This is a genomic window from Microbacterium sp. 22215, assembly GCF_052045655.1.
Taxonomy (GTDB): domain Bacteria; phylum Actinomycetota; class Actinomycetes; order Actinomycetales; family Microbacteriaceae; genus Microbacterium; species Microbacterium phyllosphaerae.
Window position 1 is genome coordinate 57,948 of sequence record NZ_JBQEPC010000007.1, and the last position, 19,232, is coordinate 77,179.

General features: G+C 68.0%; 19 protein-coding genes. 17 read left to right on the top strand and 2 right to left on the bottom strand.

Going from position 1 to position 19,232, the window contains the following annotated elements:
- Positions 1–57 precede the first annotated feature (57 nt).
- Entirely contained in the window at positions 58–1,242 is a 1,185-nt protein-coding gene (locus tag ACTJKH_RS12550) for a LysM peptidoglycan-binding domain-containing protein (protein WP_440737209.1), read from the bottom strand.
- 202 nt (positions 1,243–1,444) lie between these two features.
- On the opposite strand from ACTJKH_RS12550, the gene ACTJKH_RS12555 reads away from it, so the two are divergent.
- A complete protein-coding gene (locus tag ACTJKH_RS12555; RefSeq protein ID WP_343849589.1) occupies positions 1,445–1,774 on the top strand; it encodes an Rv2175c family DNA-binding protein in 330 nt (109 codons plus the stop codon).
- 68 nt (positions 1,775–1,842) lie between these two features.
- On the opposite strand, the gene ACTJKH_RS12560 is transcribed toward ACTJKH_RS12555, so the two are convergent.
- A complete protein-coding gene (locus ACTJKH_RS12560; protein WP_440737210.1) occupies positions 1,843–2,943 on the bottom strand; it encodes a polyprenyl synthetase family protein in 1,101 nt (366 codons plus the stop codon).
- 85 nt (positions 2,944–3,028) lie between these two features.
- On the opposite strand from ACTJKH_RS12560, the gene ACTJKH_RS12565 reads away from it, so the two are divergent.
- From ACTJKH_RS12565 to ACTJKH_RS12640, 16 genes are all read left to right on the top strand, one after another.
- The gene (locus ACTJKH_RS12565; protein ID WP_440737211.1) at positions 3,029–3,400 is read left to right on the top strand and encodes a DUF3040 domain-containing protein; all 372 of its coding nucleotides are present in this window, start codon (positions 3,029–3,031) and stop codon (positions 3,398–3,400) included.
- A gap of 299 nt (positions 3,401–3,699) precedes the next feature.
- On the top strand, positions 3,700–4,131 hold the full coding sequence (mraZ, locus tag ACTJKH_RS12570) for a division/cell wall cluster transcriptional repressor MraZ (RefSeq protein WP_210098330.1): 432 nt from the start codon (positions 3,700–3,702) through the stop codon (positions 4,129–4,131).
- Between the two features lie 117 nt (positions 4,132–4,248).
- Positions 4,249–5,187 (top strand): 16S rRNA (cytosine(1402)-N(4))-methyltransferase RsmH, encoded by a 939-nt coding sequence (rsmH, locus tag ACTJKH_RS12575; protein WP_440737212.1) that lies wholly within the window; start codon positions 4,249–4,251, stop codon positions 5,185–5,187.
- Positions 5,184–5,759 (top strand): hypothetical protein, encoded by a 576-nt coding sequence (locus ACTJKH_RS12580; protein ID WP_440737213.1) that lies wholly within the window; start codon positions 5,184–5,186, stop codon positions 5,757–5,759. Before rsmH ends, ACTJKH_RS12580 begins: the two co-directional genes overlap by 4 nt.
- Positions 5,760–5,799: 40 nt before the next feature.
- Positions 5,800–7,581: a peptidoglycan D,D-transpeptidase FtsI family protein gene (locus tag ACTJKH_RS12585; RefSeq protein ID WP_440737214.1), complete on the top strand. Its 1,782-nt coding sequence runs from the start codon at positions 5,800–5,802 to the stop codon at positions 7,579–7,581.
- A gap of 28 nt (positions 7,582–7,609) precedes the next feature.
- Positions 7,610–9,022, top strand: coding sequence for a UDP-N-acetylmuramoyl-tripeptide--D-alanyl-D-alanine ligase (locus tag ACTJKH_RS12590; protein WP_259162884.1), 1,413 nt, complete (start codon positions 7,610–7,612; stop codon positions 9,020–9,022).
- Complete coding sequence (gene mraY / locus ACTJKH_RS12595; protein ID WP_210098325.1) at positions 9,019–10,131, top strand: phospho-N-acetylmuramoyl-pentapeptide-transferase; 1,113 nt, start codon at positions 9,019–9,021, stop codon at positions 10,129–10,131. The genes ACTJKH_RS12590 and mraY overlap by 4 nt, the downstream gene beginning before the upstream one ends.
- A complete protein-coding gene (murD, locus tag ACTJKH_RS12600) occupies positions 10,121–11,659 on the top strand; it encodes a UDP-N-acetylmuramoyl-L-alanine--D-glutamate ligase (protein WP_440737215.1) in 1,539 nt (512 codons plus the stop codon). Before mraY ends, murD begins: the two co-directional genes overlap by 11 nt.
- Entirely contained in the window at positions 11,628–12,866 is a 1,239-nt protein-coding gene (gene ftsW, locus ACTJKH_RS12605; protein ID WP_440737216.1) for a putative lipid II flippase FtsW, read from the top strand. The genes murD and ftsW overlap by 32 nt, the downstream gene beginning before the upstream one ends.
- On the top strand, positions 12,863–13,939 hold the full coding sequence (locus tag ACTJKH_RS12610; protein ID WP_210098322.1) for a UDP-N-acetylglucosamine--N-acetylmuramyl-(pentapeptide) pyrophosphoryl-undecaprenol N-acetylglucosamine transferase: 1,077 nt from the start codon (positions 12,863–12,865) through the stop codon (positions 13,937–13,939). The genes ftsW and ACTJKH_RS12610 overlap by 4 nt, the downstream gene beginning before the upstream one ends.
- 64 nt (positions 13,940–14,003) lie before the next feature.
- Positions 14,004–15,401 carry a UDP-N-acetylmuramate--L-alanine ligase gene (gene murC / locus ACTJKH_RS12615; RefSeq protein ID WP_440737217.1) on the top strand — a complete coding sequence of 466 codons (1,398 nt, stop codon included), beginning with the start codon at positions 14,004–14,006 and terminating at the stop codon, positions 15,399–15,401.
- A gap of 3 nt (positions 15,402–15,404) precedes the next feature.
- On the top strand, positions 15,405–16,352 hold the full coding sequence (locus tag ACTJKH_RS12620; protein WP_440737218.1) for an FtsQ-type POTRA domain-containing protein: 948 nt from the start codon (positions 15,405–15,407) through the stop codon (positions 16,350–16,352).
- Between the two features lie 176 nt (positions 16,353–16,528).
- Positions 16,529–17,683, top strand: a complete 1,155-nt coding sequence (ftsZ, locus tag ACTJKH_RS12625) for a cell division protein FtsZ (protein WP_440737219.1) — start codon at positions 16,529–16,531, stop codon at positions 17,681–17,683.
- The gene (locus ACTJKH_RS12630; protein ID WP_440737220.1) at positions 17,680–18,384 is read left to right on the top strand and encodes a YggS family pyridoxal phosphate-dependent enzyme; all 705 of its coding nucleotides are present in this window, start codon (positions 17,680–17,682) and stop codon (positions 18,382–18,384) included. Before ftsZ ends, ACTJKH_RS12630 begins: the two co-directional genes overlap by 4 nt.
- A gap of 43 nt (positions 18,385–18,427) precedes the next feature.
- A complete protein-coding gene (locus ACTJKH_RS12635) occupies positions 18,428–18,907 on the top strand; it encodes a cell division protein SepF (RefSeq protein ID WP_440737221.1) in 480 nt (159 codons plus the stop codon).
- 3 nt (positions 18,908–18,910) lie between these two features.
- Complete coding sequence (locus ACTJKH_RS12640) at positions 18,911–19,210, top strand: YggT family protein (protein WP_440737222.1); 300 nt, start codon at positions 18,911–18,913, stop codon at positions 19,208–19,210.
- The last annotated feature ends 22 nt before the right edge of the window (positions 19,211–19,232 follow it).

The window sequence follows — 19,232 nt, forward strand, 5'->3', positions numbered from 1 at the left end:
CCTGAAAGCTCGGGGAGCGGCTCGCCCCTCGACCCTGCGGGTTTGCCCGGAAGCGGGTCAACCGTGGATGCCGAGCCACTGATATGCCTGGGTCTCCCACTGGCCGTATCGCTCGGGGTAGGCCGAGATCTGCACCGCCTGGGCGGCATCGGTGAACCGTTTGCCCTCCCAGCCTGCGATGTCGAGAAGCCCGCGGGAGGCCTGTCCGTTCGGGTCGGAGGCGCCCCCGTAGAACACTCTGGTGCTCCGCTCGGCGTCGACCGCCTGCTCGGGTGTGCCCCATCCCATGCTCGGACGCTGCTGGAACAGCCCGAGCGAGTCCCGGTCGCCCCACGTCACATTGCGCATGCTGGACTCGACCATCGCGGTGGCCAGCGCGATGGCGACGGCCTTGTCGGATGCTCCGAGCTCGCGACCGACGCGGATGATGAGCGACGCGTTTCCCGCCTGCTCGGCGTCGAGGGTGGCGAAGAGCTGCGGTGGCGTCTTCGTCGCCGAGGCCGGCGCGGACGCCGGGGCAGGGGTCGGGGCGGAGACCGTGATCTTCTGCCCCGGATAGATGATCGAGCCTGCCGCGAGGCCGTTCAGAGAGTAGAGCTTCGACACGGTGGTGCCGTACTTCTGCGCGATTCCGAACAGTGTGTCGCCGGCGGTGACAGCGTGGGTCTTGCTGCCCGTCGCGACGGGAGGAGGAGATGCCGGAGCGACGGATGCGGCGGGTGCCGCCGACGTACCGGAGACCGCCAGCTTCTGACCGGGGTAGATGACGGATGCCCGGCTGAGGCCGTTCGCCGCCAGGATCTTGTCGACAGTGGTGCCGTACTTCTTCGCGATCGCGAAGACCGTGTCTCCCGCGACGACGACGTGGGTCGTGCTCGACGGTGCTTTCGGCGGAGCGACGGGGGTGACGGGTGCGGAGGCTCCAGAGAGCGAGAGCTTCTGCCCCGGGTAGATCACCGAACGCCAGGTCAGACCGTTCCAGGCGAGCACGTCGACCGTGCGCAGCCCGAATCGGCTCGCGATGGACGAGATCGTGTCGCCGGGTCGAACGGTGTAAGCGACCGGCGCGGTCTGTGCAGCGACGCCCAGGGTCGCCGCAGCCTGCAGGCGTTCGACGGGTGGTGTGACGGCGTCAGCGGACGCGGGAGCGACGGCGATCGCACCGGTCAGTGTTCCCAGAACGGCGGCGGGCACCCCCAGCTGGAGATAGCGCGTCCGGCGCGCGACAGCATGCGTTCTCAAGGTGATCCCCCTTGTTCGGCGTCTGCCCACGCTGACACGTATGTATACGGAAGTCAACAGAAGTGACGCGTGTGACTGGAGTGATCGCGCGCTCGGAAATGCGACCGACGCGCAGAGATGAGATAGTTGCAACGTGTCTGTGCCGTCTGAAAGCAAGTCCTCCGAAACCCCGCAGTCCGAGACCCAGGGGTCCGAGAACAGCGTGACCGCCACCGAATGGCTGGCGATGCCCGATCTCGTCGACGTCCTCGACGAGTCGCTCGGTCGCGTACGCCGGCTGATCGACGAGCACTACCTCATCGGCTCGCGCCGCTCCGGAGTCTTCGCCGTCCCCTCGGTGTTCATCGTCGACGGCCACCCGCTGTCGTCGCTGCGCGGAACGATCATCGTCCTGCAGGATGCCGGATTCACCGACGACGAGGTCATCGACTGGCTGCTCGCCGCCGACGAGGAACTGGGCCGCTCGCCCATCGACGCTCTCCTCGCCGGACACAAGAGCGCGGTCCGTCGCGTCGCCCGCACGCTCGCCTGACGGACGCTCGTCCGACCTGCGTCGCGCGGACTCGAGCAGAGTCGGCGCCGACGCGATGGGCTGCGCCGTCAGGCCGTCCGGACGGTCGCCGCGCGTGCGAGATCGCGCAGGCTGCCGACGGCGGCGTTGTCGAGCTTCGCGCCCGACAGCGCTCGGTCTGCTTCGACGGCGTACGCATCGATCATGCGCTCGACGCGCTCGAGCGCGCCGGAGCCCGAGATCGTCGCCTGCAGGAACGCGACCTGCTCGGCGGTGAGATCGGGGTCGCCGAGCATCTCGTCGAACAGGTTCCTGGCCGACGTGTCGAGCGTCTGCCGGGTGAGCGCCACCAGCACCGTGCGCTTGCCCTCGCGCAGATCGTCGCCCGCGGGCTTCCCGGTGACGGCGGCATCGCCGTAGACGCCGAGCACATCGTCGCGGAGTTGGAACGCCATGCCCACCGGGTGTCCGAACCGACGAAGAGCGGCGATCTGATCGGCATCGCCGTCCGCGATCGACGCCCCGAGGACGAGCGGCTGCTCGATGCTGTACCTGGCGGACTTGAGCGACACGACTCGAAGGGCTCGCTTGACGTGCGAGTCGGTCGCATGAACGCTCCACGCGGATTCCTCGGCGATGTCGAGGTACTGCCCGACCGTGACGTCGCGGCGCATCCGGGCGTATTCGCGACGGACGGCGGCGGCATGGGGGAGTGCCGCGATCGCCTCTTCGAGCAGGTCGTCGCTCCAGGCCACCAGCAGGTCGCCGAGGAGGATCGCCGACGAGCGCCCGAACGCCGCGGCATCGCCCTGCCATCCGGACTCTCGGTGGGTGCTCTCGAGCTCGCGGTGCGCGGCCGGGCGACCGCGGCGGGTGTCGGAGTTGTCGATGAGGTCGTCGTGCACGAGCGCGGCGGACTGGAAGATCTCCAGAGCCGCACAGACGTCCCAGAGTGCGGCGGTCTCCTGCGCGTCGCGGTCGCGGAACCGCGCGACCGCCTGCCACCCTGCGTGGCAGAACCTGGCACGCAGGCGCTTGCCTCCGACCAGGGTGCCGGCGGCGGAGTCGACGAGGCCCGAGGCATCGGGTCCGTACTCGACCGCCTCGCTCCTCATCCGCTCGAGGAACAGCTGCAGGCGCGCGGCGACGGCGTCGGGGACGAGTGTGGGGGACGGCACGACTCCCAGCATACGTAAAGCCAACAGAGGGTCGAACGGCTAGCCCAGACCCGCATACCGCGCGTAGAATGGACGGACGATACCCGAGGGGGACGAAATGCCACTCTCCGAACAGGAGCAGCGTCTGCTCGACGAGATGGAACGCCATCTCCTCCACAACGACGCAGATGTCGTCAGTGCGCCGTCAGGCGATCGCGCACTCAGCTACCGCAATCTCGTGTACGGAGCATTGCTGCTCCTCGCCGGTGTGGGTGGGCTCATCGTCGGTGTGGTGCTCGGTGATGTCTGGGGCGTCGTCGTCGGCGTCATCGGATTCGCCGCGATGCTCGGTGGCGTGATGCTGGCCGTCACCCCGGTGCGCAAGCCCGTCTCCGCGGCTCCCCGTGAGCGGGCGCCCAAGCAGCACAGTTCCGCATCCTTCATGGATCGCATGAACGACAGGTGGGATCGCCGCCAAGACGGTCACTGACCGACAACACATCTTCTTCGAAGGCCCGGATGCTCTGAGCATCCGGGCCTTCGTCGTTTCACGCCGCGATCGCGGGGTGAGGATCGGCTCTGCGCTCCCCGGTGAGCTCTTTCCGCCGCTGGCGCTCCACCGCCCTCCACCTCCCCTCCACTCCTCTCCACCGCGTAATCACGCGGGTGTTCGGCGCGCCCGCATCGATCTAGGGCGCTTATCCCTGGATTGACCGTAGGTTTGTGGAGGAAAGTGGAGTAAAGTGGGGCGCACCTCGAGTTGGCCGGACGGAGAGGGGGTGATGGCTGATGTTGCTGGGAACGCATTCTCCGAAGTTGGACGACAAGGGACGGGTCATCCTTCCCGCGAAGTTCCGCGAAGACCTCGGTGGCGGCATCGTCGTCACGCGAGGGCAGGAACGCTGCCTCTACGTCTTCAGTACGGCCGAATTCGAGCTGATGCACGAGCGGATCCGTCAGGCGCCGCTCGCGAACAAGCAGGCGCGTGACTTCATGCGTCTGTTCCTCTCCGGTGCGAGTGCGGAGATGCCCGACAGCCAGAACCGCATCACCATCCCCGTGCACCTTCGCCAGTACGCGGGCCTGCAGAAGGAACTCATCGTCACCGGTGTCGGCGCCCACGCCGAGATCTGGGATGCAGAGAGCTGGAACACGTACCTCGCGGCCGGCGAGGAGACATATGCCGATCTCGAGCAGGAGGTGATTCCGGGACTGTTCTGACCACGGCTGTGATGCCCCGCCGCTCCTGCCCCGACACACTTCCCCGGTGCCGGGTCGAGAAGCGGAGGGGGATCAGGGCCCTGGTCTCCGACACACAGAGGTCACCCGAGAAAGATCATGAACCTCCGCGACATCCACACCCCCGTCCTGCTCGACCGCTGCGTCGAGCTGCTCGCTCCGGCACTCCAGGCCGACGGAGCGGTGCTCGTCGATGCCACCCTCGGCATGGGCGGCCACTCCGAGGCGCTTCTCGAGCGGTTCCCGAACATCCGTCTCGTCGGTCTCGACCGAGACACCGACGCCCTGCGCATCGCGGGGGAGCGGCTGGCACGGTTCAAGGACCGGGTCACTCTCGTGCACACCGTGTACGACGAGATCGGGCTGCACGCACAGGGAGCCGCTGGCATCCTGTTCGACCTCGGTGTCTCATCGCTTCAGCTCGACGAAGCCGACCGCGGCTTCGCGTACTCGAAGGATGCCCCGCTCGACATGCGCATGGACCAGACGAAGGGCGTCACCGCCGCGGAGGTCATCGCGACATACAGCGAAGGCAACCTCCGCCGCATCTTCGAACGCTACGGCGAGGAGAAGCTCGCGGGTCGCTACGCACGGTTCATCATCGCCGCGCGCGAGAAGCAGCCGATCACCCGCTCGGGCGAACTCGTCGAGATCCTCATCGCCGCCACACCCGCCGCTGCGCAGCGCGCAGGACACCCCGCCAAGCGCGTCTTTCAGGCGCTGCGCATCGAGGTGAACGCCGAGCTCAACGTGCTGGCGGATGCGATCCCGTCGGCGATGGACGCACTCTCCGTCGGCGGACGCATCGTGGTGATGTCGTACCAGTCGCTCGAGGACCGGCTCGTGAAGCAGGCATTCGCCGCAGGCGCGGCATCCACCGCGCCGAGAGGTCTTCCGGTCGAACTGCCGGAGCACGCGCCGCGGTTCCGCATCATCACCAAGGGCGCCGAGCTCGCCGACGACGACGAACGCGCGAGGAACCCGCGGGCCATACCGGTGCGTCTGCGCGCCGCAGAGAAGGTGCGGGACACCCCATGAGCCTGAACGCCACAGCACGCAAGCCCCAGGCGCTGCCCGAGGCACCGGTACGCGAACCGCGCCGGCGCCTGCAGCCCGTCACGGCGCCCGCCGTGCGCCGCAAGCCCAGGCTCGCATACGCACTCATGGCGGTCGCGGGCGCCATGGCGATCGGTGCGGTGCAGATCGGCCTGTCGCTCGCGATCACGCAGGACTCGTTCACGCTCGCGAGTCTCTCGTCGCAGCAGCACGAGCTCGACCTCCAGACGAACGCCCTTCAGGAAGACCTGACCGGTATCAGTTCCCCCCAGTCCCTCGCCACCGGCGCTGCCGCGCTCGGGATGGTCGTGGCCGGCTCGCCCGCCTACCTGCGTCTCAGCGATGGCGCGGTGTTCGGACAGGGCACGGGAGCCGTGGGAACCTCCACGGTCGACCCGAACGGAGCGGGCGCCGTGAGCAACGCCCTGCTCAACGATGTGCCGGTGAATGCGTCGACCGAGGACGACGCCGCGCCCGACGGTGCGGCGGGGCAGACCGCGCAGGATCTGCCGCCGGCCATCACCGACGGCCTGCCGAGCCCCAGCACCCGCTAGCTGAATTCCACCGACCATCACGACCTGACGGAGAGAGTCCATGACGACACGAGCCACCCGGACACCCCGGCGACGCACGGTCGTCGCGCTCGCGGTGATCCTGTCGATCCTCGCGGCGTTCGTCGTCCGTCTCATCGACATCCAGGTGGTGAAGGCCGACGAGCACGTCGCCCAGTCGCTCGAATTCATCGCCGAGGGCACTCCCATCGCAGGACAGCGAGGGGCGGTCGTCGACTCCGACGGGGCGGTCCTCGCCGAGAGCGTGAACGTCTACGACGCGCAGCTCAGCCCGCAGGTCATCCGCATCCTGGAAGAGAACGAGAAGAACCCTCCCAAGCTTCCGTGGGCGGAGGCATCGACCCGGATCGCCGAGATCATGGGGCTGGATGCCGACAAGCTGCGCTCCGACGTCGCGGCGGCCCTCGCCGAGAACCCCGACTCGCAGTACTTCCCCCTGGTCAAGGGGCTCAGCACCGAGCAGTACATCGAGCTGCGGAACCTCAAGGTCTCGTCGTATCTCGTGATGAAGCCGCGCGAGGTCCGGGTCTACCCGAACGGCGCTGTGGCGGGAAACCTCCTGGGCTATCTCGACGGCACCGGCGATGCGAAGGCCGGCGTCGAGAAGATGGACGACAAGTGCCTCGCACCGACGGACGGCGAGGAGTCGTACCGGACAGGCAAGGACGGGGTGGTCATCCCCGGCAGTGAGAGCAGGGTCGACGCCGTCGACGGCGGGACCGTGCAGCTGACGATCAACAGCGATCTGCAGTGGTACATGCAGCAGATGATCGCCGAGGAGGCGCAGACACAGGGAGCGAAGGGCGGCACCGTCACGGTGGTCGAGGTCGGCACGGGCAAGATCCGCGCGGCGGCCGAATGGCCGACCATGGACCCCAACGACCTGGATGCCTCGTCGTCCGACACCTGGGGGAGCAAGCTCTTCACCTATCCGTTCGAACCGGGCTCGACCTTCAAGCCGATCACGGCCGCGGCGATCATGGAGAACGCCGGCGTCACGATGACGAGCCCGACCGTCTCCGCGTCGTCGCACGAGAAGTTCGAGAACGGCGCCGTGATCAACGATGCGTTCGTGCACCCCACCTTCGAGTACACGCTCGCCGGCGCGCTCATCGACTCCTCCAACGTGGCCCTGTCGAAGTTCGGAACCATGGTCAGCCCCGACACCCGATACGACTACCTGCAGCGCTTCGGCGTCGGCGAGCAGACCATCGGATTCCCGGACGAGGCGAGCGGTCTGCTGCACCCCACGAAGGACTGGGACAACCAGTCGCTGTACACGACCACCTTCGGTCAGTACTTCACGGTGACCGCCCCGCAGCTCGCGGGCGCCTACCAGGCGATCGCGAACGGCGGCGAGAAGATCGGCCTGTCGCTGATCGAATCGTGCACGACGCCGGACGGCACCGTGGTGACGCCTGACGCGCCGGAGCACGAGCAGGTCATCAAGACGCAGACCGCCGCGGACATCACCAGGATGCTCGAGAACGTCGCCGTGCAGGGCGGCAATGCCGAGCGGATCAAGGTTCCCGGGTACCGGGTCACCAGCAAGACCGGTACCGCGCAGATCCCCGACGGCAAGGGCGGATACAAGTCCGGCGTGTACTACACGAGCATGGTGGGCTTCGCGCCGGTCGACGACCCCCAGTACGTCGTCGTGGTCACTCTCGACGAGCCGACTAGAATTACATCGTCTGCCGCCACCGCATCGGCCTTCCAGAAGGCGATGACCCAGACCATGAAGACCTATCGCGTGATGCCGTCCTCCACCCCGATGGACGCGCTGCTTCCCAAGTTCGAATAGACGGCGCCCCGCCGCGCCTGGAGACGTCATGATCGCCCTGTCGCTTGCTGAGATCGCCGCCGTCCTCGGGGGTGATCTCCGCCTCGCCGGCCCTTCCACGGCTGACACCGTCGTCGACGGGGTGGTGGACACCGATTCGCGGAACATGGCGCCGGGATCGATCTTCGTCGCCAAGCCCGGCGCCGAGACCGACGGGCACCGCTTCGTCGGCTCCGCCCTCGCGGCGGGTGCCGCTCTCGCGATCGTGGAGCATCCGGTCGACGACGAGATCACCCAGATCGTCGTCCCCGACGCCGTCGGCGCCCTCGCCGATCTCGCCCGCGAGGTCGTCGCCCGCGTGCGCGCCGCGGGAGACCTCAAGATCGTCGGCATCACCGGCTCGAACGGCAAGACGACCACGAAGAACTTCCTCGCGCGCATCCTCTCGGATGAGGGCGAGACGGTCGCTCCGATCAACTCGTACAACAACGAGGTCGGCGCTCCCGTGACGATGCTCCGCATCACGCACGACACGCGCTTCCTGGTCAGCGAGTTCGGCGCCGACGGGCCGGGGAGCATCGCCCGACTCGCCGGGCTCGTCGAACCGGACATCGCCGTGGTGTTGATGGTCGGCATGGCGCACGCCGGCGGTTTCGGCGGGATCGAGGCGACCGCCAGAGCCAAGTCCGAGCTCGTCGCTGCGGCGACGCCCTCGGGAACCGCTGTGCTCAACGTCGACGACTCCCGTGTCGCCGCCATGCGCGAGCTCGCCGTCTCCCGCGGCATGCAGGTCGTCGGCTTCGGTCAGAGCGACTCGGCCGATGTGCGCGCTCATGACCTCGAGGTCACCGCGTCCGGCACGTCGTGCGTCATCGAGGCGGCGGGGGAGCGCATCCCGCTCCGGCTGCAGGTCCTCGGCGCACATCACATCGGCAACGCCCTGGCGGCCATCGCCGCGGCACGGGTGCTCGGGGTGTCGACGGCTGACGCGGTCGCGCGTCTCGAGACCGTCGAGATCGCCGAGCGCTGGCGCATGCAGCCGATGGGCAACGATCGGGTGCGCATCATCAACGACGCGTACAACGCGAGCCCCGACTCGATGGCCGCCGCGCTGCGCACCCTGGCGCAGATCACCGGCCCCGACGAGCGCACCGTGGCCGTGCTCGGCGCGATGAGCGAACTCGGCGAGACCGCCGGCGAGGAGCACGACCGCATCGGCCTGCTCGCGGTGCGGCTGAACATCCAGCGCATCGTGGTGGTCGGTCCGGAAGCGCGTCGCCTCTTCATCTCCGCGATCGGCGAGGGATCCTGGGACAGCGAGGCGGTCTTCTTCCCCGACCAGGATGCTGCCTACGACTACCTGCGCACCGAGCTCCGCGACGGCGATCGCGTGCTCGTCAAGTCATCCAATTCCGTAGGCCTCCGGCATCTCGGCGATCGTCTGGGAGAATTGTTCTCGTGAGATCCCTCATCATGGCGGCTGCGATATCGCTCGCCTTCACACTCTTCCTGACACCCGTCTTCCTCCGGCTCTTCCGGAAGTGGGGCTGGGGTCAGGTCATCCGCACCCCCGAGGCGATCGAGAATCCGAGCCACGAGGCGAAGCGGGGCACACCGACCATGGGCGGCGTGATCTTCATCGTCGGCACGATGGTCGGGTATTTCACGGCCACCTACGTCGGCGGCGGTGTCCCTTCGACATCCGCACTCCTGGTCATCTGGCTGATGGTCGGTTTCGGGGCCGTCGGCTTCATCGATGACTACATGAAGGTCCGCAGTCAGCGCAGCCTCGGTCTCTCGGGCTGGCGCAAGATCATCGGTCAGCTGCTGGTGATCATCCCCTTCGGGATCGTCGCCCTGAACTTTCCGAACGCCTACGACCAGACGCCCGCATCCGGGTCGATCTCGCTCTTCCGCGACATCCCCTGGCTGAACCTGTTCGCCTTCTCGGTCGTCCTGGGGTGGGCGCTCTACCTGCTCTGGATCTCGGTGATCGGCGTCGCGACGTCGAACAGCGTCAACCTCACCGACGGACTCGACGGCCTCGCCGCAGGAGCCGGGGTCATCGTGGTGGGTGCGTACAGCCTGATCGCGTTCTGGCAGTTCAAGCAGTCCTGCGTCGGCGAAGGCGTCGAGAAGGCGGCGATCGGCGGATGCTACGAGGTCCGCGATCCGTTCAGCCTGGCGATCATCGCCGCATCGTTCGCCGCCAGCCTCATCGGCTTCCTGTGGTGGAACGCGCCGAAGGCCAAGGTCTTCATGGGCGACGTCGGCTCGATGGCGATCGGCGGTGTGATCACCGCCATGGCGATCCTCACCCGCACCGAGCTGCTGCTCTTCGTGATCGCGGGCGTGTTCGTCCTCGCGTCGGGATCCGTGATCCTGCAGCGCGCCTACTTCAAGGTCACCCGTGGCAAGCGACTGTTCCTGATGAGTCCGTTCCATCATCATCTCGAGATGCGCGGATGGTCCGAGGTGACGATCGTCGTGCGGATGTGGATCATCGCGGGTCTGCTCGCGGTATCCGCGGTCGGTCTGTTCTACGTCGAATGGCTGACGCGTGTCAGCTGAGTCCAGGCTCGCGACGCTGACCAGCTGGCACTCCGACTGGTCGGGCCTCCGGGTCGCCGTGCTCGGGCTGTCCATGACCGGATTCTCGGTGGCCGACACACTCACCGAACTCGGTGCGGATGTGCTCGTGCTCAGCGAATCGGCCGAGGAGGAGTACGCCACGCTCCTCCCCGTGATCGGCGCGCGTCTCGAGCTCGGGTCGCTCGCAGAGGTCCCCGAGGCCCTGAGCGGCTTCGCGCCCGAGGTCGTCATCGCGTCCCCGGGGTTCTCGCCGTCTCATCCGGTGATCCGGTGGGCGCAGCAGTCCGGCATCGCGATCTGGGGCGACATCGAACTCGCCTGGCGGGTGCGCGACAAGGTGACCAGGGCCGACGGCACGCCCGCGGATTGGGTGCTCATCACCGGGACGAACGGCAAGACCACCACCACTCAGCTCACCGCGTCCCTGCTCGTCGAAGGCGGACTGCGCGCTGCACCCTGCGGCAACATCGGCGTGCCGGTCCTCGACGCGATCCGTGACCCCGCCGGTTTCGACGTGCTCGTCGTCGAACTCTCCAGCCACCAGCTCTGGTACCTCGGGCAGTCGAGCGCCGAGGGCGAGCTGTATCCGTATGCCTCGGTGTGCCTGAACCTCGCCGACGATCACCTGGTTTGGCACGGCAGCGCGCAGGCGTACCGCGACGCGAAGGCGCTCGTCTACCGCAACACACGCGTCGCCTGCGTCTACAACAAGGCCGACGAGGCCACCAGGATCATGGTCGAGGAGGCGGAGGTCGTCGACGGCGCCCGTGCGATCGGATTCGATCTCGGCATCCCCGGTCCGAGTGACCTCGGCGTGGTCGAAGGACTCCTGGTCGATCGCGCGTTCCTCGACGACCGGGCGACCAGCGCCCTGGAGCTGACGACGCTGGCCGACCTCGAGCGGGTCGGTCTCGCGGCCCCGCACATCGTGCAGAACATCCTCGCGGCCAGCGCACTCGCGCGCTCGCTCGGTGTGGAGCCGGAGGCCATCCATGAGGCGCTTCAGTCGTTCCGCCTCGACGAGCACCGCATCCAGGTCATCGCCCGCCACGACGGCATCACGTGGGTGGACGACTCCAAGGCGACGAACCCGCACGCCGCGGCCTCGTCGCTGCGCGCCTATCCCGGAGCTGTCTGGGTCGTCGGCGGAGATCTGAAGGGCGTCGACATCGCGGACCTCGTCGCGTCGGTCGGGACGACGGCGAGTGCAGCCGTCATCATCGGCGTCGAACGAGCGTCGGTCGTCGCGGCATTCGAGCGACACGCGCCGGCGGTGCCGGTGTTCGAGGTCGATGCTGGCGAGACTGGACACGTCATGAATCGCGTCGTGGAGATCGCCGCGGGGATCGTCGAAGGCGAGGGCACAGTTCTGCTGGCCCCCGCAGCGGCATCCTTCGATCAGTTCTCCAGCTACGCGGATCGCGGACACCGCTTCGCCGAGGCGGTGCGGGACTGGATAGACCGGGGGAGCGCCGATGACGCAGGTCGCACGCCCCCCGAAGTCTGAGTCCGCACGGAGCGCATCCGGTGGTCTCGCCGCGCGGGTCTCCCTCGGGCGGCGGTTCACCCCCGTCTCGACCGAGTTCCTGATGATCGCATCGGCAGCGCTGATGCTGACGATCTTCGGCCTCGTGATGGTCCTCTCGGCGACCAGTGCCTCGGCGGTCTCCGCCGGCAAGAACCCCATGGACGGCGCTCTCCGTCAGGGGATCTTCGCCGTGCTCGGCATCCCGCTAATGTTCCTGATCTCGAGGCTGCCGGTCCGGTTCCTCAAGCGCATGGCGTGGCCCGCGCTGTTCGGATCCGTCGCCCTGCAGCTGCTCGTGTTCACGCCACTGGGCATCGCGGACGGCGGCAACCGCAACTGGATCATGGTCGCGGGGTTCACCCTGCAGCCCTCCGAGTTCCTCAAGTTGGCGCTCGCGGTCTGGATCGGCTTCGTGCTGATGCGCAAGCACACGATGCTCGGCACGTGGCACCAGGTCTTCATCCCCGTCGTGCCCGTGTCGGCGCTGGCGATCGGCACCGTGCTCGCCGGTAAAGACCTCGGTACGGCGATGGTGCTCGTGCTGGTCATGCTGGGGTGCCTCTTCTTCTCCGGCGTGAAGCTGCGGCTGTTCATCATCCCGGTGTTCCTCGGTGTCATGTCGGTGCTGGCGCTCGCGCTGACCAGCGAGGACCGGATGCGTCGCATCACCGCCGTGTGCTCCGACATGAGCGACTACGAGAAGAACTGCTACCAGTCGATCCACGGCATCTGGGGCATGGCCTCCGGGGGCATCTTCGGCGTCGGCCTCGGCAACTCGCAGGAGAAGTACGGCTGGCTCCCCGCCGCCGGGAACGACTTCATCTTCGCCATCGTCGGCGAGGAGCTCGGACTCATCGGCTGCATCGTCGTGCTGGCCCTGTTCACCCTCTTCACGGTCGGCGCGTTCCACATCATCCGCAAGACCGACGACCCGTTCATCCGCGTCGCCGCGGGCGGTATCACCGTGTGGATCACCGGTCAGGCGGTCTTCAACATCGGCGTCGTGATCGGGCTGTTCCCCGTGATGGGCGTCCCGCTTCCCTTCATGTCGCAGGGCGGCACCGCACTGCTCGCCGTGCTCATCGCCTGCGGCGTGCTGCTGTCCTTCGCGCGCACCATTCCCGCGCCCGAGGCGCGTGCGGCTGAACGGGTCAACACGGCAGGGCGGGGTAAGGTCACACGGTGACCACGTACCTTCTCGCCGGCGGTGGAACCGCCGGTCACGTCAACCCCCTGCTCGCCGTCGCCGACGGGCTCCGCGCCCGCGACGCAGACGCCCCCGTCCTGGTCCTGGGAACGGCGGAGGGACTCGAGTCGCGACTCGTCCCCGCTCGGGGGTACGAGCTCCTCATCGTCGACAAAGTGCCCTTCCCGCGTCGTCCGAACGGCCAGGCGGCAGCCTTCCCCGCGCGGTTCCGCCGAGCGATCGCCCAGGTCCGCGCGCACATCCGCGACCACGGAGTCGATGTCGTCGTCGGCTTCGGCGGCTATGCCTCCGCGCCCGCCTACGTCGCCGCCCGTCGTGAGGGCATCCCCTTCGTCGTGCACGAGGCGAACGCGAAGCCCGGCCTCGCCAACGTGCTGGGCGCCCGACGCGCCGCAGCGACCGGTGTCGCGTTCGGCGGCACGAAGCTGCGTGGAGGCGAGGTCGTCGGAATGCCGCTTCGACGCGAGGTCATCGAGCTCGACCGCGCCGCGGCGCGCGACGAGGCCGCGTCGTACTTCGGCCTCGATGCGGCGCGGCCCGTTCTTCTGGTCTTCGGCGGATCGCTCGGGGCGCAGCGGCTGAACGAAGCCCTGGCCGACTCGTGGGGCGACATCCTCGCCGCGGACTGGCAGCTCCTGCACGTCACGGGGGAGCGCAGCGACCTCGCCGACCCCGAGGTTCCCGGCTACGCCCTGCGCCGCTACGTCGACCGGATGGACCTCGCCTTCGCGCTGGCCGACCTCATCGTGTCGCGATCCGGTGCGGCGACGGTCAGCGAGATCAGCGCCCTCGGCATCCCGGCTCTCTATGTGCCGTATTCGGTCGGGAACGGCGAGCAGCGGCTCAATGCCGCCTCCGCCGTCGCGGCAGGAGCTGCTCGGCTGCTCGATGACGCGACCTTCGACGGCGACGCCGTGCGGAAGATCGTCATCCCCGTGCTCAAGGATCCGCAGCGAATCGCCGAGATGGCGGCCGCGGCCGAGAAGGTCGGCACCAGGAGCGGGACCGAGAATGTCATCGCCCTGGTGGATCGCGCCCTCGGACTCGTCTGACTCCGCCGTACACACGGCCCCGCGACGCCGAAACGTCCTCACCGAAAAGTAGACTGAACCCGACATGATCAGACCTGACCTCTCCCTTCCGATCCCCGAGTCGATCTCCTCCGCGCACTTCATCGGCATCGGCGGATCCGGCATGAGCGGCCTCGCGAAGATGTTCCTCGACGCCGGCATCCGAGTGTCCGGAAGCGATCGGGCAGACAGCGACAACCTGCGCGCACTCGCTGCGGCGGGAGCGACCGTGCACGTCGGACACGACGCCGCCCACCTCGGTGACGCCGACACGGTGGTGCACACGGGTGCGATCTGGCCCGAGAACCCCGAGTTCGTGACGGCGAAGGAACGGGGACTCCATGTCATCCATCGTTCGCAGGCGCTCCACTGGCTGATCGGCTCCCGCCGACTCGTCTCGGTCGCCGGCGCTCATGGCAAGACGACGTCGACCGGAATGATCGTCACCGCGCTGCAGGCGCTGGGCGCAGATCCGAACTTCGTCAACGGCGGCGTGATCGAGCAGCTCGGCGTCTCGAGCGCCACGGGCACCGGCGAGCTCTTCGTGATCGAGGCCGACGAGTCCGACGGCACCTTCCTGCTCTACGACACGGCGATCGCGCTCATCACCAACGTCGACCCCGATCACCTCGACCACTACGGATCGGACGAGGCGTTCCACGACGCGTTCGTGCGCTTCGCCGACGCCGCCTCCGAGGCCGTCGTGATCTCGAGCGACGACCCGGGCGCCCTGCGCGTCGGAGCCGGCCTGTCGCACCCGAACGTCATCACCTTCGGGCAGGCAGAGGATGCCGACGTGCGGGTGACCGACATCGTCGCGGCGGGTCCCGTGTCGGCGACGATCACCCACGGCGGCGAGAGCGTGCGCCTGCAGCTCGCTGTTCCCGGTGTGCACAACGCGATCAATGCGGCGGGAGCCATCACCGTCCTGCTCTCCGTCGGCTTCGGCCTGGTCGAGTCGGCGCGCGCCGTCGAAGGATTCGCCGGAACCGTGCGTCGACTCGAGCAGCACGGCGTCGCGCGTGGGGTCACCGTGTACGACGACTACTCGCACCACCCGACCGAGGTGCGCGCCGCGCTCGAGGCGATGCGGTCGATCGCCGGCTCCGGAAGGATCATCGCCATCCAGCAGCCGCACACCTACTCGCGCACGCAGCACATGTTCCAGGAGTTCGCCGACGTCCTCGAGACGTTCGCGGATCACACGGTCGTGCTCGACGTCTACGGCGCCCGCGAGGATCCGGTTCCCGGGGTCACCGGAGAGCTCGTCAGCGGAGCCTTCCGTGATCCTTCGCACGTGCACTTCGTCGCGGACTGGCAGCAGGCCGCCGACTACACCGCGTCGGTCGCTCGGGACGGTGACTTCGTCGTCACGCTCGGGTGCGGGAACGTCTACCAGATCATCCCGCAGGTGCTCGAAGCGCTGCGCACGACAGAGGTCTAGCAGATGCGACGTCCGCCTCCGCTTCCCACGCCTCCCGCGGGCGACGTGGGGGAGAGGGGCGAACCTGCGCGGAGAACCGGTCGTCGGGAGAGGTCGCCGATCGGCGACGGCGGGTCCGGGGCGCCATCCGCTCCCCGCACGCCGCCCGTCGCGACGGAGGATCCCCGCGGAGAAGCTGCTGATGGTGGGGAGCACCCCACGTCGACCCGCGATGTCTGGCGCGCGGCGCGCGCGAGGCGCAAGGCCCTTCGGGCCGAGATCCGGCGGTTCACCCAGCGGTCGCGTCGGCGGCGGATCGTCTGGCTCAGTGCGATCGGAGCCCTGGTGCTGCTGATCGGCGGAACCGTCGTGGCCGCATACAGCCCGCTGTTCGCCGTCGAGAAGATCACGGTGGTCGGCGCGACCACTCTCGATCCGGCGACCGTCGAGGCGGCGCTGGCCGATCAGATGGGCACACCGCTCGCCGCCATCGATTCGAGCGAGGTCAAGGCGTCGCTGCTGGCCTTCCCCCTGATCGAGACGTATGCGCTCGAAGCGAAGCCGCCGCACGAGCTGACGGTGCGGATCGTCGAGCGGACCCCCGTCGGCGTCCTCCGGTCGGATGCGGGGTACACGCTCGTCGATGCCGCGGGCGTCGCTCTCGCGACCACGTCGGATCAGCCTGCGGGGCAGCCTCTGCTCGACATCGAGGGAGGCACCGACTCGGCCGCGTTCGAGAGCGCAGGTCTCGTCGTCCGGTCGGTGCCGGCCGATCTGCGCGCCGCGCTCACAGGGGTCAGCGCGACGTCCGCGGATGACGTGACGCTGACGCTCAACACCGGGCTGACCGTCGTGTGGGGCAGCGCAGAAGACTCTCCGCTGAAGGGCGAGGTGCTCTCGAAGACGCTGATCCGCAGCCCGAACGCCTCGTCGATCGACGTCACATCGCCGCATGCGGTGGTCGTCGGCTGAGGTTTCGACGGCAAACGGGCGACACGCCCGTGTCGCTGCGTGTGCGCGGGGGCGTGACGCTTACCTTCGAACAAGAGAAACCAATACCGGGAAATACTTTACACCTCTAGTTGAGGTTTAAGGTTCAACCCGCGGGATCTCGCCCAAAGACAGGCTCGACTATTCGGAGGCCGGCCATGAGCCAGAACCAGAACTACCTCGCCGTGATCAAGGTCGTCGGCGTCGGCGGTGGCGGCGTCAACGCCGTCAACCGCATGATCGATCTCGGTCTCCGCGGAGTCGAGTTCATCGCCGTGAACACCGACGCCCAGGCGCTGCTGATGAGCGACGCCGACGTGAAGCTCGATGTGGGCCGTGAGCTCACTCGCGGCCTCGGCGCAGGAGCCGACCCCGAGGTCGGTCGTCGCGCCGCCGAGGACCACGCCGAAGAGATCGAGCAGGCGCTCACCGGCGCCGACATGGTGTTCGTGACGGCAGGTGAGGGCGGTGGAACCGGAACCGGTGGAGCCCCCGTCGTCGCACGCATCGCCAAGTCGATCGGCGCCCTGACGATCGGCGTCGTCACCAAGCCGTTCTCGTTCGAGGGCCGACGCCGCCAGAGCCAGGCCGAAGCCGGCGTCGTGAAGCTCAAGGAAGAGGTCGACACGCTCATCGTGGTGCCGAACGACCGCCTGCTCGAGATCAGCGACCGTGGCATCTCGATGATCGAGGCCTTCGCCACCGCCGACCAGGTGCTCCTCGCCGGTGTGCAGGGCATCACCGACCTCATCACGACTCCCGGTCTCATCAACCTCGACTTCGCGGACGTCAAGTCCGTCATGCAGGGAGCCGGGTCCGCTCTCATGGGCATCGGGTCCGCGCGCGGAGCCGACCGGGCGATCAAAGCCGCCGAACTGGCGGTCGAGTCTCCGTTGCTCGAGGCGAGCATCGAAGGCGCGCACGGAGTCCTGCTCTCGATCCAGGGCGGCTCGAACCTCGGGATCTTCGAGATCCACGATGCCGCGGATCTCGTCAAGGAGGCCGCACACCCCGAGGCCAACATCATCTTCGGTACGGTCATCGACGACACGCTCGGCGACGAGGTGCGCGTCACGGTGATCGCTGCGGGCTTCGACAGCGGCGAGCCCTCGCTGCGTCTCGACCCCATGGTCGTCACGCGCCCCGCCGCCGCGAGCACGCTTCCCGAGGTGACGCTGACGGACGACGACCAGAGCAAGCCCGCGGCTGAGTCCGTCGAGGCGGAGAAGGCGCCTCAGCAGCGCGTCCCCGCTACGAGCATCGAGCCGGCCTTCGCGGATGACGACATCGACATCCCCGAATTCCTGAAGTGACCCTCGCGCAGGGCCGACAGGAATCGAGTCTGGCCGAGCGGCTGTCGGCGATCGACGCACGGATCGCCGACGCCGCACGTCTGGCCGGTCGCGACCCTGCGGGGATCACCCGGATCGTGGTGACGAAGTTCCACCCGGCATCCCTCGTCCGCGACCTGCACGCCCTCGGCGTGCGAGAAGTCGGCGAGAACCGCCAGCAGGAGCTCACGGCGAAGGCCGGCGAACTCGAGGACCTCGAGCTGCGCTGGCATTTCATCGGGCAGGCGCAGACCAACAAGGCGTCCGCGATCCGCCGGAGCGCGGATGCCGTGCATTCGGTCGACCGCGACAGGCTCGCGGATGCCCTGCACAGGGCCGCTGAGGGAGAGGACGTCCTCGACGTCCTCGTCCAGGTGAACCTCACAGAGGATCTCGGGCGTGGGGGCGTCGCTCCTGACGATGCGCGGTCGCTCGCGGAGCACATCATGTCTCTGCCGTCCCTGCGCCTTCGAGGCGTCATGGCGGTCGCTCCGCTCGACGAGGAGCCCGCATCGGCGTTCTCCCGGCTGCACGCGATCGCCGAGGGCGTGCGTGAGGTCGAGCCCACAGCCGACTGGATCTCCGCAGGGATGACCGGCGACTTCGCCGAAGCCATCAGCGCCGGCGCGACACACCTGCGGATCGGTTCCGCAATCACGGGCCCCCGACCCGACCGGGGTTAACCTGTGAACAGACCAACCCGACTCGTTCGAACCGGAGGACACGATGGGTAACCCGCTGAAGAAGACCATGGTGTATCTCGGCCTCGCCGACGAGGAAGAGGTCTACGAGGAGCAGGCTCCCGTTCGCGCACATCGCGAGCGTGACCGCGACCGAGACCGTGACCGTGAAGAGCCGGCTCCGGCCCCCGTCACCCCGCTTCGGCGCCCCGTCGCCGTGCGTCAGCCCGCAGGAGGGGCCGTGAACGAGATCCTCACCGTGCACCCGAAGCAGTACCGCGATGCTCAGCTCATCGCGGAGAGCTTCCGCGAGGGTGTGCCGGTCATCATCAACCTCTCGCAGATGAGCGACGCGGATGCTCGCCGTCTGATCGACTTCGCCTCGGGTCTCTCGCTGGGTCTGTACGGCCGCATCGAGCGCGTCACCTCGAAGGTGTTCCTGCTCTCGCCGGAGAACATCGCGGTGTCGGGCCACGGGGGAATCGCGCACGCAGACGCTGAGTCTGCGGGCTTCGACCAGTCGTAGACCGTGGGGATCGTCGTCTCCATCGTCGCCAGCATCGTCCATCTGGCGCTTCTGCTGTACCTCCTGGTGCTCTTCGCACGCCTGATCCTGGGGTACATCCCGCTCTTCAACAGGGAATGGCGCCCCAAGGGGGCCGGCCTCGTCGCTGCCGAGCTCGTCTACACCATCACCGACCCACCCGTTCGGTTCTTCCGGCGGATCATCCCGCCGCTGCGGATCGGCGGGTTGTCGCTGGATTTCGGCTTCTCGATCACGATCCTGATCGTGCTCATCCTGATGAGCGTCGTCCGGAACTTCATCTGAGATCCAGCCGACTTCGGCGTCG

What these genes read in the sequence shown, in the direction of transcription:
- ACTJKH_RS12560 (WP_440737210.1), bottom strand. Translation starts at nt 2,943, where the DNA reads ATGCTGGGAGTCGTGCCGTCCCCCACACTCGTCCCCGACGCCGTCGCC.
- ACTJKH_RS12565 (WP_440737211.1), top strand. Translation starts at nt 3,029, where the DNA reads ATGCCACTCTCCGAACAGGAGCAGCGTCTGCTCGACGAGATGGAACGC.
- mraZ (WP_210098330.1), top strand. Translation starts at nt 3,700, where the DNA reads ATGTTGCTGGGAACGCATTCTCCGAAGTTGGACGACAAGGGACGGGTC.
- rsmH (WP_440737212.1), top strand. Translation starts at nt 4,249, where the DNA reads ATGAACCTCCGCGACATCCACACCCCCGTCCTGCTCGACCGCTGCGTC.
- ACTJKH_RS12580 (WP_440737213.1), top strand. Translation starts at nt 5,184, where the DNA reads ATGAGCCTGAACGCCACAGCACGCAAGCCCCAGGCGCTGCCCGAGGCA.
- ACTJKH_RS12585 (WP_440737214.1), top strand. Translation starts at nt 5,800, where the DNA reads ATGACGACACGAGCCACCCGGACACCCCGGCGACGCACGGTCGTCGCG.
- ACTJKH_RS12590 (WP_259162884.1), top strand. Translation starts at nt 7,610, where the DNA reads ATGATCGCCCTGTCGCTTGCTGAGATCGCCGCCGTCCTCGGGGGTGAT.
- ftsW (WP_440737216.1), top strand. Translation starts at nt 11,628, where the DNA reads ATGACGCAGGTCGCACGCCCCCCGAAGTCTGAGTCCGCACGGAGCGCA.
- murC (WP_440737217.1), top strand. Translation starts at nt 14,004, where the DNA reads ATGATCAGACCTGACCTCTCCCTTCCGATCCCCGAGTCGATCTCCTCC.
- ACTJKH_RS12620 (WP_440737218.1), top strand. Translation starts at nt 15,405, where the DNA reads ATGCGACGTCCGCCTCCGCTTCCCACGCCTCCCGCGGGCGACGTGGGG.
- ftsZ (WP_440737219.1), top strand. Translation starts at nt 16,529, where the DNA reads ATGAGCCAGAACCAGAACTACCTCGCCGTGATCAAGGTCGTCGGCGTC.
- ACTJKH_RS12635 (WP_440737221.1), top strand. Translation starts at nt 18,428, where the DNA reads ATGGGTAACCCGCTGAAGAAGACCATGGTGTATCTCGGCCTCGCCGAC.